This window comes from Pseudomonas sp. S3_G06 (genome assembly GCF_054667565.1).
Genome location: NZ_CP162738.1, coordinates 4965573 through 4980924 on the forward strand (window position 1 = coordinate 4965573; position 15352 = coordinate 4980924).

Genomic DNA, 15352 nt, shown 5'->3' on the forward strand with positions numbered 1-15352 from the left:
AGGGTTTTGCAGGACGTTACCGCTTTAAGGAATGCAGCGATTTGCACCGACACGCACACTGACAAAACCCGCCAAACCCGGCATGGACGCCCCGAGCCGACCTAGGTATGATGTCGCCCGCTGCACCAGTAGCTCAGCTGGATAGAGTACTGCCCTCCGAAGGCAGGGGTCGTGGGTTCGAATCCCGCCTGGTGCACCATGAATCAAACGAGAAAGCCCCGGACTGTGATGGTCCGGGGCTTTTTTGTGGGTAACGATATATGAGACTTATTGAGGCTGATCCGTGGCGGGGGTATCAAATAGCCGCGTTATATCCCGCGCGCCATGTAGTACCCGCTCTATCAGCACATCACTTTTCAATATTGAGTAGAAAATGAGGTATCTGCCGTGAGTGATCATTTTCAGACCTTTTGCGCAATCCTCCCGGGCAATTCCTTGATTTGGCAAACTGGTCAATTGAGCACATCGCATACGTAATTCAGCGACGAAAGAACGAGCACGTCCAGGATTGTCACGAGCGATATAGCGGGCAATCTGCAACAGATCATCTCGGGAAATTGCTGAAAATAATAATCGCATCATCCGTGATTTTGCTCAGCTTCGATGTCATCTATAAGCGCATCAAGCTCTGCAAATACTGTATCGGCTGCGACAACTGGACGAGGATCATTGCGACTTGCAGCAATCGCTTCACGCAATTCAGCCGCCCGAAGACGATCTAATAATTCTTGATATGTCGCATGGGCTAATAAATAGGCAGCCGGACGATTATGGTTGAGAACGGCGATGGGTTCTGCCCCAGCCTGGTCAATCACCGTACTGGGGCTGCGTTTTAATTCGGTAATACTCACCGAGCGATTAGCAAGCAGCTGCTCCATGACGACTCCAAAGGTACGTAAAAAAGTACCTTATAGTGCTCTTTTAAGAAGTCTTGGGTCAATGAGCAAATAGTCCACGGCGTGCAGGCGTCAGCTATGCGCGGTCAAGGGTTAACGCATCCATCGCATAGAGATGGCAGGATTTCAAGCAGATCACTCCGTGGTCCAGTCAAACTCATCATATTCATCGTCGTCATCCCCCTCCTCCTCAGCCTCGTCAAACAGCTCATCTTCTTCAACGATGTCTTCTTCCGGCTGATTCAGCAGAAATTCCTTACGTGTCTCGGTTACTGCACGCCGCATTTGTTCGCCCTTTTCCGGGCAGTTGAGTAGCTGGGCGATGCGGTCGATTTTTGCTGCCACGGTGTCCTCCAGCGCATTGGCAATGGCTCGATAGTGCGCGTTTTCGCGGGGCAATGCCAAATGGCTGGGGAATCAGAGCAGCCAGCCGCCCGTAAGCGGCCGAACCTCAGCGGTGATAACGCCGCACCGCGCTGCTGTTGCGCAGCACATGGCCTTTGATTTTTTCCATCAGCTCGGCGCGGGTCAGGCCAGCCGGCAGGGCGTCCGGGGCGATGTCGAGGGCGTAGATCTGGATGATGTAGTGGTGCGCGCTATCGCCCACTGGCGGGCATGGGCCCATGTAATGGGTGTTGCCTTTGCTGTTGGTGCCGCCGACGCCTTCGAGGGCGGATTTGGCACCGACGCCGGCCGCGATCTGGTGGGTGGTGGGTTTGATGCCGTAGTGAATCCAGTGATCCACGCCCAGGCCTTTCTGGCCATCCGGGTCGTGCATGACGATGGCGTAGCTCTGGGTACCGGCCGGGCCGGCATTCCAGCTCAGCGCTGGCGACTGGTTCTTGCCGCCGCAACCGGGTGCGTCACTTGCCGCTGCCGAGGTGAACAGACGGTTATCCGACACGCCGGGGATGCTCAGGGTGAAGCGCTCCTGGGCCTGTGCCGGGAACTGCACGCAAAGGGTCACGGCGATGGCCGCCAGCCATGGGTTGAGAGAGGTCAATCGGGTCATTCCGGGAGCACCTTGTGCAGTGAGGCCGTCGTCGGCCCGCAAACTATAGCTGTACCGTTCGTGCCTTGGCAGTAGCAAATGGCTGAACCTCGCGCGGCGCCGCCAACTCACAAGAGAAATGCCTGCGAGGAAGCCGAAAATGTCCCTGCACCGTGTCGCCCGCTTCGCCGATGTCCCGCAAGACCGTGGCCTGCAAGTCGAAATCGGCGACTGCAAGATCGTCCTGCTGCGCGCCAACGGCGAGTTGCGGGCGTTTCAGGGCCTGTGTCCACACGCCGGGGCGCCGTTGGCCGAGGGGGCGTTGTGTCACGGCAGGTTGATCTGCCCCTGGCACAAAGCCGCGTACCGTGCCGAGGACGGCGGCCTGTGCGAGCCGCCATCACTGGACAGTCTCAAACGCTATCCGCTGGAGTTGCGCGGCGATGAAGTCTGGGTCGATGACCAGCCCCTGCCCGATCCGCACACCCCGCCCGCTGACGACCCAAGAACGTTCGTGGTGGTCGGCGCCGGGGCGGCGGGCACGGCTTGCGCGGCGGCGTTGCGGGAGAAGGGTTTCGGCGGGCGCATCGTGCTGGTCGATGGCGAACCGGATGTGGGCTACGACCGCACGGTGTTGAGCAAATTTGTCCTCGCGGGGGAAATGTCGCCCAAAGATGTCCCGCCGCTGCGCGATGAGGCGTTCTATCAAGCGCAACGCATTGAACGTGTGCAAGGCGAAGTGACTTCACTCAACGCCCCAGGCAAAGCACTCCATCTGAACAACGGCGGCATCCTGCGCTACGACGCCGCTGTACTCGCCACCGGTGGCGCGCCCAATCCGTTGAAGCTGCCTGGTGCCGAGTTGGCCAACGTCTTCGTCCTGCGTTCGAAAGCCCAAGCTGAACAGATCATCAACGCCGCTCAACCGGGCCAGCGCGCGGTGATCATCGGCGACAGTTTCATCGCCCTCGAATGCGCGTCAGCCCTGCGCGAATACGGCCTCGACGTTACCGTGCTGGCACGCCACGCAGTCCCGTTTGCCAAGCAATTCGGCGAGGCCGTGGGCAAGGCGATTCGCGCCCTGCACGAAGAGCACGGGGTGAAGTTCATCAGCGAACACGAGGCTACGCAGATCCTTGGTGAGGACAAGGTCGAGGGCGTGCTGCTCGACAACGGTCTGCGCCTGGCGGCGGATCTGGTTCTCGCTGGCGTCGGCGTTCACCCCGCCACCGAGCCTTTCGACTCATTGCCCAAGGAAGAAGACCAATCGTTGCGTGTCGATGACGGCATGCGCGTCGCCCATGGCCTGTGGGCCATCGGTGATATCGCCACGTTTCCGTTGAATGGCCAGCCAACTCGCATCGAGCATTGGCGCCTGGCCCAGCAACACGCGCGCATCGCTGCCGCCAACATGCTCGGTGGCGAGGAACATTATCTGGATGTGCCGTTTTTCTGGACCTACCACTTTGGCAAGAACTACGACTATCTCGGTCACGCGCAGGAATGGGACGAGGTCGAGTTCAGCGGTGAGCCGGAACAGCCGCCGTTCATTGGCCTGTTTGCAAAAGACGGCATCGTCGTTGCGGCGGTGGCCTGCGACAAGCAACGCGCAATGGCGCTGCTGGCCGAGCGAATGAAGCAACCTCTGCGGATGAAAGAGGCCTGGACGCTGATCCAGGCCTGACACCGGTCCTGTAGGAGCTGACGAGTGCAACGAGGCTGCGATCTCTTGATCTTGTTTTTACATAAGCAAATCAAAAGATCGCAGCCTTCGGCAGCTCCTACAGTGGAGGTCACGTCAGGCGCTTCACCGGCTCGCGACTGTCATCTTCTTCGGCATGCAGAAAGATCACCCGTGGATGCTCCAGGGGTGCCAGCGGCGCCGGTAGTGCTTGCTGCTGAAGCGGCCACAAATGCGTTTCCACATGGCTGATGTCGCCGTCCTGATCGTTGTGAATGGTCATCACCCCCGGCGTGCGTAGTTTCTGGAAACGCTCATCGCACAGCTTGAAACTCTTGCTCAGACCTTCATCACCAATCACCGGTGACGGCAAACGGCGCTGGGCGAAGCTGCGGCTTTTGCGTTGCTGGTAACGCGCCCAGCCGATCAGGATCACCGCGTTGACCAGCGCCACCCACATATAAACCTGCAAAGTGCCCAGCGCATCGAACGCCGAATGATCGATGCGCGGGCCGCCGGTGGTTTCGATCAACGGCCATAACCCGCGTACCAGCAGGAACAGCAGGCCAACCCAGGCCATGACGGTGAGGATCACGTCGATCACCACCAGAAAGGGCCGTTGGCGAGTCCGGATAATTTTCATTTGATGACTTCCTCCTGGTCGTCGCCCAGCGGTTTGATACCCCGATCAGGACTGACCCAGCGCGCGCGTTTTTTGTGTTGGCTGAACAACACCTTGGGGAAGCTGACCAAGGTGGTCAGCAGACTGACGAGCCAGAACACCAGCGGATACCAGACCACCCAGAACATGGTCTTGCCCAGACCCGGTTCATAGCGCCGATCAATGACGATGCTGACGGCGAACTGCACCAGGCAGACGAACGCCAGCAACAGACCGGTGAAGGCCGGCGGCATCAGGTGATCGACGGCGATCGCGTCGGGCATGACCATGAACTTGCCCATGCCCCAGAAAATCACCGACAGCAGGAAAGTGAACGCCCAACCAGTGGACAGGCAGTATTCGAACAGCAGCGGCCACAGGTAGCGATGGCGGTACTGCCAGATGCCGCGAATGTTCTTGAACAGCACTTCGGCGCCGCCCTGAGCCCAGCGCAGACGCTGCTTCCACAGGCCGCCGAGGGTTTCCGGCATGAGGATCCAGCACAGCGCACGCGGTTCGTAGAAGATGCTCCAGTGATCCAGTTGCAGCTTCCAGCTGATGTCGATGTCTTCGGTGATCATGTCCGGGCTCCAGTAGCCGACCCGGTTCAGCGCAGTACGACGGAACGCGACGATCACGCCGGAGACGGTGAAGATGCGCCCGAACACCCGTTGCGTACGTTTGATCAGGCCGATGATCGAGGAGAACTCGCCGACCTGCACCCGCCCGATCAAGGTCGAACGAGTGCGGATGCGCGGATTGCCGGTGACCGCGCCAAGGCGTGCGTTATCCAGCATCGGCGCGACCAGATACGCCGCCGTATTGGGCGCCAGCAAGGCGTCGCCATCAATGCACACCAGATACTCACTGCGTGCAGCGATCGCGCCCATGCGCAGGGCCACAGCCTTGCCCTGGTTTTCCGCCAGATGCAGGACCCGCAGTCGCGGATCTTCCTTGGCCAGCGCATCGAGCACAGCGGCAGTGTTGTCCTTGGAGCCGTCGTTGATCGCGATGACTTCGATGTTCGGGTAGTGCTGGGCCAGCGCTGCGTAAATGGTATCGGCCGCGTTATCGCCTTCGTTGTAGCAAGGGATCAGGATCGAAATCAGCGGCTCGCCTTCCAGCGGCGGCGGCAGCGTGTCGTCCTGCCATGGCCAGTGGCGTTCCCAGTGCAGCCAGAAATACAGGCCGCCGGCGATCCACAACCCGGACATGAACAGCGGGTAGAAGAACACGAACGACATCAGGAACTGGCCCGTCACCAGGAAGATCAGCCCCAGCGGAACGCCAAGGACAATCGCCAGAACAAGCAGGGCTAACAGTCTATCCAGCATGTTATGGATTCCATTTGTTGGAGAGTGCAGGCCTTACGGTTTTCAGGTCTGGCAGGTTGTCGAGGAAGTTGTCCGGGTAGTAACCGAAACTGGTCGCGCCCTGGCGCTTGAGCCGGCCCATCCAGTCCGCCAGATGCACGGCATCGATATCGGCCTGATCCTTCTGGTTCCAGTCACGCGCCTGCAATTCGAACACGGTGCGGTTGAGTGCGCCGGGGCGTTTCTTCACCGTGGCAACCAGTTCTTCCAGCCATGGGCCGGATTCGGCCAGTGTCTGTTTTTCCATCAATGGCATGGCCATCGGCGCCGTCCAGTCGTAGGTGGCGAGGAAGTCATCGAGGTTCTGCGCGAACCACACTTCGCTTTCAGGATTGAGCATCGGCTCGGCGAAGATGTTGCGTGCGGTCAGCACTTGCGGGCCGCGAATCGCACGGACCTTCGCGGTCAGTTCGTTGGTGAAGTCGATCAGGTAGCGGCTCTTGAAACGCGTCCAGCGTTGCATCGCCGCCGGATCGTCGCGCAGCGCGGCAATCGAACCCGGCAGACCTTGAGCGGCGTACGCCTTCAAGGCATCCGGGCTGGCGTCTTCGAAATCCGAAAGCATCGCATCGTCGTGGTAGAGAATGCCGTCGACCGAGGTCAGCCGCGCCACGTCTTCATAGATTTCACCGATGATCTTGCGCACTTCGGGATTGAACGGTGACAGGCGTTTGTACTGCTTCGGATCGACCGAGGTGATGGCGGTTTCCGGGTCCCAGCGGGTTACACGCGGCAGTTTCGAATCCAGTTCGAAACTCAGCACCGGCATCCATGCAAAGACTTTCACATGGGCACGGGTGCGCAGTTGCCAGGCGACGCGGTCGAACAGGTCGGCGCGCATCGGCAAGTGACGGTTGGGGAAGTACAGCGAATGCACCAGACCATCGCCCTTGGGGTCGGCGAAGGCTTGCAGGAACACCGTGCTGGCGCCCAGGTCAGCCATGCGCTGCACCAGTTTGCCAAGGTTGATGTCCTGCTGCGCTGGGTCCGGGTCGTAGACGTTGTCGAGATCGACATGCACCACGCGCATCGGCCCTTCGGCCTGCACCGAAACGATGCTGTTGGCGAAATGCTCGCCGTCAGGATCGGACGCGACGAGAAAGCGCGGCCCGCTCATCAGGTTATCGAGGGTGTCGAGGCCGTCGTCCAGCGTCAGGGCCATTTCATAGCCCTCCTCGCCGACCACGGTCAGCGAGGTACCGTCGGCGGTGCCGTACGGCCAGACCCAGACCCGTGGTTTGTAACCGGTGGCCTGGCGGATCTTCTCGGATATGTTCTTCACGTCGGTACGAATGCGTGCCTGGAAATCGGCTTCGGATTCATAGCGCTTGGTCACCGGGTCATAACGCCGGGTCGCGGCGGCCGGTTGCAGGTTGCCCTGCGGGTTGCCAAGAATGCCTTTGTGGTTGGCATCGGTGTGAGCGGCGATCTCTACCAGACCGGACTTGGAAATTTCGCGGATCTGCTGCCAGGTCAGGAAGTTGTCACGGTTACGCGGCGTGCCGGCGAAATCCACCGGTTGATTGAGCGGCGTGTCGATCCAGGTGCCCACCGGCGCCAGCAAGGCTGGCCAGTTGTAGGCGCGCAGCACCGGCAGCACGCGGGTATAGAAGCTGGCATAACCGTCATCGAAACTGAGCAGCACCGCTCTCGCCGGCAGCTCCGGGCCACCCTTGCGCGCAGCCATGATCTGGTCGACGGTCACTGGTTTGTAGCCGTTCTCGCGCAGCCAGGCGAGCTGCTCGATCATGCGCTCGGTGCGCACCGCCACCACGGCCTGATCGGGATCACGGTCTTCGACATCGTGGTAGGCAATGCCGAGCACATGGTTTTTTGGCCACGGTTGTTCACTGGCCGCGACCGGGCGCTCGGAGGGCGGCGCGAAGGCCGGGGCTTGCTGGGCGCAGGCGCTGATCAGCAGCGCTCCCAGCAGAAGGATGAAACGCGAGATAAAAGGCATCTTCAAACTCTTCTAGAAGCGGAAAGTGAGGTCGACGAGCAGACGCAGATCAGTTTCCCGATCACCGTCGTAAGGCCGGTTGATCACACTGAACATGCCGCCCACATCGAACACGTCGTTCCAGGCGTACCGTTGGCCGTAACCGAGCAATGCCATGCCGCCGGTGCCGTGGTCGCGCTGGCTATAGGTGCCCGCGCCGGCCTGGAATTGCTGGCTCCAGGAAGTCTCGTAGCGGTGGTAGAGCACGTGATTGACGTTGACCAGCGGCATCACGCTGAAGTCCGACTTGGGGTTGAAGTACGGCACGTCGTCGGATTTCGAGTTGTGGCTGGTGCCGACTTCCAGGCCGGCGTCGACCTGAATGTTCGGCGCGGTATAGATGCCCTCGCGCCCGGTCACCAAGGCTTCGACGCGGTTGTTGCCATCGCTGAAGTGCGACGGGCTGACCGACACTCGCCACTCGCGGCTTTCGTTGGCGCGCCAGCGCAGGAACGCACTGCCGCCATTGGCCTTGATATCGCTGTTGAGCGCGCGCAGCGGGGTTTCCGCCGAGAGGTATTCGAGGCTGCCGCCGTATTGCCAGTGATCGTTGATGTCGCGGGCAATCGCCAGGCGTGCGCCCTGTTTGTCACCGAAGCCGTAATCATGATTCGACACCTCGGCTTCGAGGGTCATGTCACGGGTGCGCCGTTCCAGGCCGACCCGCTGGAAGCGATGGTGACCGGTGCCTTCGGCGAAATCACCGGTGGCATAACCGGCGCCGGCGAACACGCGCCAGTCTTCGTTGATCGGTGGGCTGTAAAGGATGCTCTGGATACCGAAATCACGGCTGCCGCTGACCGCACCGGCATCGCCGCTGTCGCCACCGTTGGCCTTGCCGCCGTAGGCTTCGACACGCAGTTCGGCCATGTCATGCACTTCCCGTTCGCGAGCCAGGCGCTGCACCTGGCGGTTGTCCGGATAGCGCGCGACCACGTCGTCGACCAGCGCATCGTTCTGCCGCCACTCCTGCAACTCCATCGCGGTGCGCGCCTGAGCGACCTCCAGGCCGGCATCGCGCGGGGCCATGCTCTCGGTTTCCTTGAGCTGGTTTTCCGCGCGGCGCGGCATCTGGCGGGCGAGGTAGAGATCGGCCTGGGCCAGACGCAAGCCAAGGTTGCCCGGCGCCTGATCGACCAGCGTCTGCAAGCGCTCTTCGCCGTGCGGAAGATCGGAACCGTAGGTGCCGGCCTGGGCCGCGAGTTGCTGGGCGTCCATCCATTCGTCGTTGGGGTTGCCGATCGGCAAGCCCTTGAGCTCGACGCGCGGACGCTGGGCTTTCGCTGCGTCTTCGGCGACCTTGCGGGCTTCGTCGGCGCGGTCGCTTTCCAGCAGCGAGTAGTACAGCGCAGTGGTGTCTTCGAGGCGATCACCGACATCGGCGTCCGGCGCCGAAAGCACCTGGCGATACAGATCGGTGGCAATCTCAGGCTCGCGCTGATCCAGATAAGACGCCGCCACCCAGCGCAGCGCGTAGGTCGGAATCTCCACGCCTTCGGCTTGCAGTTTCTGGTATTCGCTGATGACGTCGGCGGTGCGCGCACGGGCCTTGAGCGCGCCCATGCGGTCGATGCGCCAGCGCGTCACGTCATCGTGGGCAGTGGCGTCGGGCGTCCAGGTCGCGAGCAATTTGTCGTAATCGGCCAGCGCGCGGTCGGCAATGACGTAGCGTTCCTTCTCGCTGCGGGTGGCCAGTTCGGCGAGGCGCACGCGTTCGGCGGCGAGATCGCCTTCCAGGCGGCGTAAGGTCACCGGATCAATCAGGCCGGGACGTTGACTGGCCAGACGCAGCGCCGGTTCAGGCAGGCGGGCCTTTTGCAGCGCGACCACGTACTCGCGGGCGACTTCCGGTTTGTTGCCGGCGCGGATGAAGGCTTGATCGAATTCAAACAGCGCATCGTATTGTTTGCCGGCGCGGCCGAGGGCATAGCCCAAGGCCAGGCGGCGTGACGGATCGTCGGGTTTGGCGGCGACCAGCGCCTGGGCGCGGGTGACGGCCTGATCGGGCTTGCCGGCATCGGCCTGAGTCAGCGCGAGGCCCAGTTGCAGGTCGGCGTTGTCCGGCTCCAGCGCCAGCGCCTTGTTGTAGACCTGGGTGGCCTGATCCCAGCGCTTGAGGTTGCGATAGGCACGCGCGGCGGCGGTCAGTGCCTGCACCGGCAGGACGCGGTCGCGACCTTGTGTTTCATAGACCTTGACCACTTCGGCATCGAGCCCGGCCCAACTGGCGATTTGCAGGTGATCGCTGACCTGGCCGTCGCTGGCCTGGCCCGGCGGCACCTGACGCAAAACCGTCAGCGCAGGCGTGTAATGCCCGGCGCGGGCATCGCGCACCATCTCGTCGTAGGGTGTGTCGGCCAACGCCAGCACTGGCCAGAGCAACTGGCTGCACAGGGCGAATCGGAACAAAGGGCGCAAACCACGATGTAATACAGGGCCATCAATACGCGGCATTTGTCAGCATCCTTACATGGCCAGCCGGGTCGCAATGCCCTCCTTGCCCATTCGTAACGGTGGCCGACGATGACAGCCCTCGGCCAAGCTTGGTGAGGCAGTCTGCACGCAAGCGTAGTCGAATTTTCACAACGCAATAATTGTTCAGAATCGTCCCGTCTGTACAAAACCCGTACAGCAAAACGCCCGGCGCCTGTTTACACAGGGGCCGGGCGTCTGGAGGGCACGCGGTTGGGTTATTGCTCTTGGGTGACGCCGGCAAACTTGCTCATCAGGAAGCCGATGAACTGCTCGACGGTCATCTTCTGGCCGTTGAATTCGACCTGATTGGCCGCGTAATGCAGTTTGGTCACCACGTTGGTGCCGTCGGCGACAGCCAATTGCGAGCCGACCGCCATGCCGGCGAACATGTCCGCCGCTTCCTTGGACTGATCGACGATGGCTTTGGCGTCAGTCTGGCCATCGAGTTGCGCCTGCACGCTGAGCAGATCGACGAGCATCGGCTTGGACACCTGAATGTTCAGGTCGAGCAGCGCGATCAGTTGCTTGCCGAGTTGATCCGGCGGCAGGTCCATCGATTGCGGCTTGGTCAGGTCGATCACCAGATTGGCGCGGCTTTCACCGTTGGCGGTGTTGAACGACAGATTCTCCAGCGCCAATTGCGGGCCGGCCGCCAGCAACTTCTGCAGATCGGCTTTGACCTGGGCGTTTTCCGCTTCGGTCAGATTCAGCTCCGGTGCCGGCAACCCCTGTGCGGCAGCTTCGGCGGCAGCTTTTTCGTACGGCTGCAGTTTGGTCTGGTAGATCTGCATCAGCGACATGGTCGACGGAATGTCGAGGTTCTTCAGGCTCATGGCCATGGCCGCCGAACCGACTTTCTTGTCGTTGAGCGTCACTTCGCCGATTTTGTAGTCGGCACGCCCCGAGGCGTTGCTGCCGCTTTCTTCGGTGCGGTTCTTCATTTCGAAGTTCTTCACGCCCAGCACCATCGGCTTGGCGCCGAAGGTGGTTTTGCTGCTGGTCACTTCCAGGGTGTTTTCCCCGGTGTAGTAGCCGTAGCTGCTCTTGGCGAGGTTGCTGGCCAGGGTCAGACCGTTGAGCTCGACCTGCACCGGCGCCTGGTCTTCCGACACGGTGACCAGTTTCAGATTGTCCATGTAACCGTCGGCCTTGACCTTCTGCGCCTGGGCGCTGGCGGCGATGTCCATGCTCAGACCGGAAAACTTCAGGCTCGACTGCTCATCCAGCGCAGTTTCGAACGGCACCAGATTCAGAGTGCTGGTGGTCGATTCGTCGTAACCGATGTTGGTCACGCCCTTGAGCGGCGCGGCGCCGTTGGTGGCGGCGAACCATTTTTCCGTGGACGGGCTCTTTTCCAGCTCGTAGTTGCTGGTGGCCATGACCGGCAGCCACTTCAGCGAAACCAGACGCGAGAACGGCAGCGGGCCGTGTTCGATGTGGTCGACGAACAGCAGCTCGACCGGCGCATCGCCGAACATCTCGCCCTCGCCCTTGAGACGATAGTGCGCGGTGCTGGTGAAGGTGTGGCGTTCCAGCGACACCAGTTCCAGCGACGCGGTGCCGTTGGAGCCGGCCATGGCGGTCTGCAACTCTTTGTTGGCATTGGTCACGGCGTTGTTCAGCACGCCTTCGATCTTGGTCCCGGTGTACCAGGCCCCGCCTGCGCTGATCGCGCCAATGGCAACAACAATTCCGAGAAGCACGCCTGCTGATTTATTCATGAATGACCTGATCGGTTTCCGTGGCTGTGGATGAAGTCGTCTTCCTTGAACCCGGGATCGGGTCGCGGCTCGACTGTGCTGAAGTGACGAGAAGGTTAGCATTGCAAAGTCACTTGTTGGCTTGCATTTTTATCCTAATCCAGATTTCGATACTCCAAAGTGGTCGCGACGCTCCCGGCGTAGAAATATTCGCTCCTTTTTCATAAGAATACGACTACAACAGCGCAGAACCGTAAGGTAAGATTCTGCCCCTATATCTCTCCAGACTTTTGCGCTCATAGGGGTTCTATGATGGGTATCATGAATCGCAAAGACCTAAGAACTCTAAAAAATGTATCAAACCATCCAAAGGTCGGAGTGCTCTGCGAAGATCGCGCAGCAATCTTAATTTCGCTGCACCCTAAACACTTAGAAAAAATAATGTTAGGTGTGAAGAAGCTTGAATTCCGCAGGCGTTGGACAAAAAGCGATGCTCGTAAGCTCGTGATATATGCGACAGCGCCAATTCAATCTATCACGATGATTGCGGACATAAAAAAAGTTCATTACTGCAGTATAGCTGAGCTCTGCAACTTAAGCGACGAGATTGGTGGCGGACTTACAAGAGATGATTTGCTTGAATACTTCAAAAATTGCGAGCATGGATACGCTATTGAGTTTGAAAACATACAGCAGCTCATCCCACAAGTTCACCCGAAATCGATTATAAGCACTTTCACCGCACCGCAATCCTTTATGTTTTTGGACAGATTGCACGTTGAGAAGCTCAACGAAGCGATCAACCGCAACCCTAGCTTAATTTTCGTCTCCGGAGCCCATGGGGTAGGAAAGTCTAATTTATGCCACAAGGCTTCGGTTGCTTTGGGAATAAGAAGCTTCAGCGCAAGCGCACTAATCAAATCATTTCCACAAGATGACAAAAGAACATTAGCAATTGCGGACAATCAAGAAATATTGCTTAAAAGCTTGAAGAAAACGAAGACGATCAGAGCACCCTTGATTTTGGATGGGCACTTTGCCCTAATCGACTCAGACAATAACGTAGTCAGAATCCCAATGCAAACTTTCTTAGATATTGCGCCGACGCAAATAATCTTAGTTATTGACAGCCCGGAAGCAATTTTTCAACGAAACCGCAACAGGGGCATCAACCACTTGCACATCGAGCTCATTAAAAAGCTACAAGAAGAAGAGATCGCATACGCACAACAAATTGCGAATAAGCTTGAAATACCTTTGGCATCCGTAAAATCGGGTAATGACATGGACTTTTTAGAAACTATTTCTAAATTCATATTTAACCAAGGATAGAGAATGCGTAGTTTTGCTTTATGGTACACATCCAAAGAGAATTTCACTGAGATCCAAACTGACGACGAGGGCGTTGTCGATCTCCATATAAACCTATGGAAAAAAACCACAAAAAAACGCGAAAACTATTGCTTTGATTTTGGGTTGCGCGTTAAAAACATATCGACCATCAAGAACATTAAGCTTTACTGCCCTTTCCCTTTCGAAAAAAGCAGTATTAGAGATCTTGGATCAGTAATATCTAACAACAAACTTACCAACGCAATTTTCAATGAAAGTTACAAAACTACGGAAGGCGACCCGAAACGGCTAAACGTAAAAAGCTCTGAAAACGAGTTCATTATCTACACGCTTGACACGGGGTCGCAGGTCGAATTGACCCCATGCAAGAGGAGCAATGATAAACCAGGCACGATTATAGATTTAAAAATCGACGACATCAGCGTTGGAGAAATTACTGACTACTACTTTCGTATAAGAGTAGAAATACCGTCATCAGAAGTTCATTTGATCAATGACGAGATCGACGGCATTAGTATTTTTAGCAACCAATTCACCAACACAGAAGTAATAGACTTTAGAATAAATGACATCCGCAGTTGCAGTGATAGCTTACGCGAACAATTTGAAAAAGGTCGCCCACTAAATTTCAGATCAATACACTACTTAATCTTGAGAAACGCGAGCGATCTAGCTATCTTCCACGGCAATAACCCAAGCAGCCGCATGCTTGAAAGCGATCTATGGAAGAACTATATAGATAACGAAAATCAAAACTTGATCGCATATCACTTTAAGAAAAAATGCATAAAAAATAACGTCTCAGGAGAGATAGAATATCTTTCAGATTTCTCTACGCTGGCGCGCTTTCAATACAAGAAAAAAACAGCTAAAATCATATCTGTCTATTTAATTATATTGTTGATATTGGGTGCAGCAGGCGGCGTGACCGGCAACTTTGCAACCAAATATATCGAAAAACTGACAAGTCCAGAAACTTGTTCTCAGTCAGTAGAGGAAAATTGAAAATGTCCAATCTTTTGAAGAGCACTCCATATAGACTTTCTCAGATTTCACCTGAAGAAATTCGAGAGTATCTTATCTATGAGGTTGGTGAAAAAGCGCAGCATAAAATTTATAATCAACTTGTCGACCTAAAGGAAAGTTATCCTGAGTTTGACAAATGGTTTCACAACACCGTCTATCCGGAACTTACCGCATCTCCAGAACAACGAGAAATTATAATCGTTATTAGCACCTTAGAAAAAAAGAAAGTATTGACCGGAATTGCGATACTTAAAAAAACAAGTACAGAGCGAAAAATTTGCACGATACGAATCCACGAGCACTTTCGCGGTAAAGGTATCGGCACAATGTTATTTGAAGAATGCTTTAGCTTTCTAGGAACTCGCCTCCCCGTAATCACGATTTCGGAAAATAGAGAGGCCGACTTTGTTAAACATATAAACAAATTTGGTTTCATTAAAACACAATCTTTGAAAGGGCTCTACAAGCCTGAATGCATTGAATTCATTTATAACGGTGCAATAGATACCTAGAACTCTTGCAAAATTTATAACTCAAATTCAGGAATATTGGACTTCAATTTCATCCAGCTGATGATCAAAGCTCTTCAGCCGCGCGGTCCAGGTATACACCAGCACTTCAAAGTCGCGATCGATCACCGCTCCGCCGGTGGTATCCGCTCGCACATCGCAGAAATCCAGCTGATAGCGTTCACGAGCCATGGCCGTGGCGACGTCGGACAGCTCGCGGGCGTTGTTCAGCCAGTGCCAGCCGTCATCGGCGATCTGCTTGTCGAGTTCCAGGCATTGCTTCTTCAGGGCTTCGAGGCTTTTTTCCAGCGGCGTGCCGGTGAGCTCGCCCATGACTTCGGCGAAGGTTCGCCCGGGCTGCCAGTAGCTGCCCCAGAAATAGCGGTCGAACACGGTTTCGACCCGGCGCAGGGCGACTTTGGTGTCCCAGATCAGCACGAGCATCCTGCCCCGTTCGAGCTGGCGCTTCTTGACCCGTTGCAGCTGAATCGAGGTCCACGCGACGACGACGATCGCCATCACCGCGATCAGCGCAACGGCGCTGTCGAGAAAAACCATCGCCGTATCGATCTGGTGGGCCAGCATGATCCCGTAGAAATACGTGGCCGAGAGCAGCACCAGTGCCACCAGAGCGCACCAGAAGCCGAGAGCGTAAGGGTTTTTCATTATTGGTTTCCCCTGGGCCAGC

Annotated in this window: 14 protein-coding genes and 1 tRNA gene; 5 read left to right on the forward strand and 10 right to left on the reverse strand. The window is 57.2% G+C overall.

From position 1 onward, the window contains the following. Positions 1 to 122 precede the first annotated feature (122 nt). A tRNA-Arg gene (locus tag AB4N47_RS22155) sits at positions 123 to 199 on the forward strand. A gap of 68 nt (positions 200 to 267) precedes the next feature. On the opposite strand, the gene AB4N47_RS22160 is transcribed toward AB4N47_RS22155, so the two are convergent. The 4 genes from AB4N47_RS22160 to AB4N47_RS22175 form a co-directional block, all read right to left on the reverse strand. Then, the gene (locus AB4N47_RS22160; RefSeq protein WP_460154343.1) at positions 268 to 582 is read right to left on the reverse strand and encodes a type II toxin-antitoxin system RelE/ParE family toxin; all 315 of its coding nucleotides are present in this window, start codon (positions 580 to 582) and stop codon (positions 268 to 270) included. Beyond that, positions 579 to 878, reverse strand: a complete 300-nt coding sequence (locus AB4N47_RS22165; protein WP_341638329.1) for a type II toxin-antitoxin system Phd/YefM family antitoxin — start codon at positions 876 to 878, stop codon at positions 579 to 581. Before AB4N47_RS22165 ends, AB4N47_RS22160 begins: the two co-directional genes overlap by 4 nt. Positions 879 to 1031: 153 nt before the next feature. Then, on the reverse strand, positions 1032 to 1301 hold the full coding sequence (locus AB4N47_RS22170; protein WP_341638328.1) for a hypothetical protein: 270 nt from the start codon (positions 1299 to 1301) through the stop codon (positions 1032 to 1034). 46 nt (positions 1302 to 1347) lie between these two features. Then, positions 1348 to 1908: a YbhB/YbcL family Raf kinase inhibitor-like protein gene (locus AB4N47_RS22175; RefSeq protein ID WP_341638327.1), complete on the reverse strand. Its 561-nt coding sequence runs from the start codon at positions 1906 to 1908 to the stop codon at positions 1348 to 1350. 139 nt (positions 1909 to 2047) lie between these two features. Between AB4N47_RS22175 and AB4N47_RS22180 the strand changes: the two genes are divergently transcribed. Continuing rightward, on the forward strand, positions 2048 to 3571 hold the full coding sequence (locus AB4N47_RS22180) for an FAD-dependent oxidoreductase (protein ID WP_341638326.1): 1524 nt from the start codon (positions 2048 to 2050) through the stop codon (positions 3569 to 3571). 109 nt (positions 3572 to 3680) lie between these two features. On the opposite strand, the gene pgaD is transcribed toward AB4N47_RS22180, so the two are convergent. The 5 genes from pgaD to AB4N47_RS22205 form a co-directional block, all read right to left on the reverse strand. Continuing rightward, positions 3681 to 4211 carry a poly-beta-1,6-N-acetyl-D-glucosamine biosynthesis protein PgaD gene (pgaD, locus tag AB4N47_RS22185; RefSeq protein WP_110644744.1) on the reverse strand — a complete coding sequence of 177 codons (531 nt, stop codon included), beginning with the start codon at positions 4209 to 4211 and terminating at the stop codon, positions 3681 to 3683. Continuing rightward, on the reverse strand, positions 4208 to 5563 hold the full coding sequence (gene pgaC / locus AB4N47_RS22190) for a poly-beta-1,6-N-acetyl-D-glucosamine synthase (RefSeq protein ID WP_341638325.1): 1356 nt from the start codon (positions 5561 to 5563) through the stop codon (positions 4208 to 4210). Before pgaC ends, pgaD begins: the two co-directional genes overlap by 4 nt. A gap of 1 nt (position 5564) precedes the next feature. Then, the gene (gene pgaB, locus AB4N47_RS22195; protein WP_341638324.1) at positions 5565 to 7562 is read right to left on the reverse strand and encodes a poly-beta-1,6-N-acetyl-D-glucosamine N-deacetylase PgaB; all 1998 of its coding nucleotides are present in this window, start codon (positions 7560 to 7562) and stop codon (positions 5565 to 5567) included. Between the two features lie 12 nt (positions 7563 to 7574). Beyond that, positions 7575 to 10055, reverse strand: coding sequence for a poly-beta-1,6 N-acetyl-D-glucosamine export porin PgaA (gene pgaA, locus AB4N47_RS22200; protein ID WP_341638323.1), 2481 nt, complete (start codon positions 10053 to 10055; stop codon positions 7575 to 7577). A 236-nt stretch (positions 10056 to 10291) separates the two neighbouring features. Further along, positions 10292 to 11797: a YdgA family protein gene (locus AB4N47_RS22205; RefSeq protein WP_016772258.1), complete on the reverse strand. Its 1506-nt coding sequence runs from the start codon at positions 11795 to 11797 to the stop codon at positions 10292 to 10294. A 300-nt stretch (positions 11798 to 12097) separates the two neighbouring features. Between AB4N47_RS22205 and AB4N47_RS22210 the strand changes: the two genes are divergently transcribed. From AB4N47_RS22210 to AB4N47_RS22220, 3 genes are read left to right on the forward strand one after another with little or no spacing between them, the layout of a single operon-like run. Beyond that, positions 12098 to 13108: an AAA family ATPase gene (locus AB4N47_RS22210; protein WP_341638322.1), complete on the forward strand. Its 1011-nt coding sequence runs from the start codon at positions 12098 to 12100 to the stop codon at positions 13106 to 13108. Between the two features lie 3 nt (positions 13109 to 13111). Then, positions 13112 to 14134 carry a hypothetical protein gene (locus AB4N47_RS22215; protein ID WP_341638321.1) on the forward strand — a complete coding sequence of 341 codons (1023 nt, stop codon included), beginning with the start codon at positions 13112 to 13114 and terminating at the stop codon, positions 14132 to 14134. 2 nt (positions 14135 to 14136) lie between these two features. Further along, positions 14137 to 14667, forward strand: coding sequence for a GNAT family N-acetyltransferase (locus AB4N47_RS22220; protein ID WP_341638320.1), 531 nt, complete (start codon positions 14137 to 14139; stop codon positions 14665 to 14667). Positions 14668 to 14694: 27 nt separating this feature from the next. Here AB4N47_RS22220 and AB4N47_RS22225 read toward each other — a convergent pair whose 3' ends face one another. Then, positions 14695 to 15330, reverse strand: coding sequence for an NADH:ubiquinone oxidoreductase subunit N (locus tag AB4N47_RS22225; protein ID WP_341638319.1), 636 nt, complete (start codon positions 15328 to 15330; stop codon positions 14695 to 14697). Positions 15331 to 15352 lie beyond the last annotated feature (22 nt).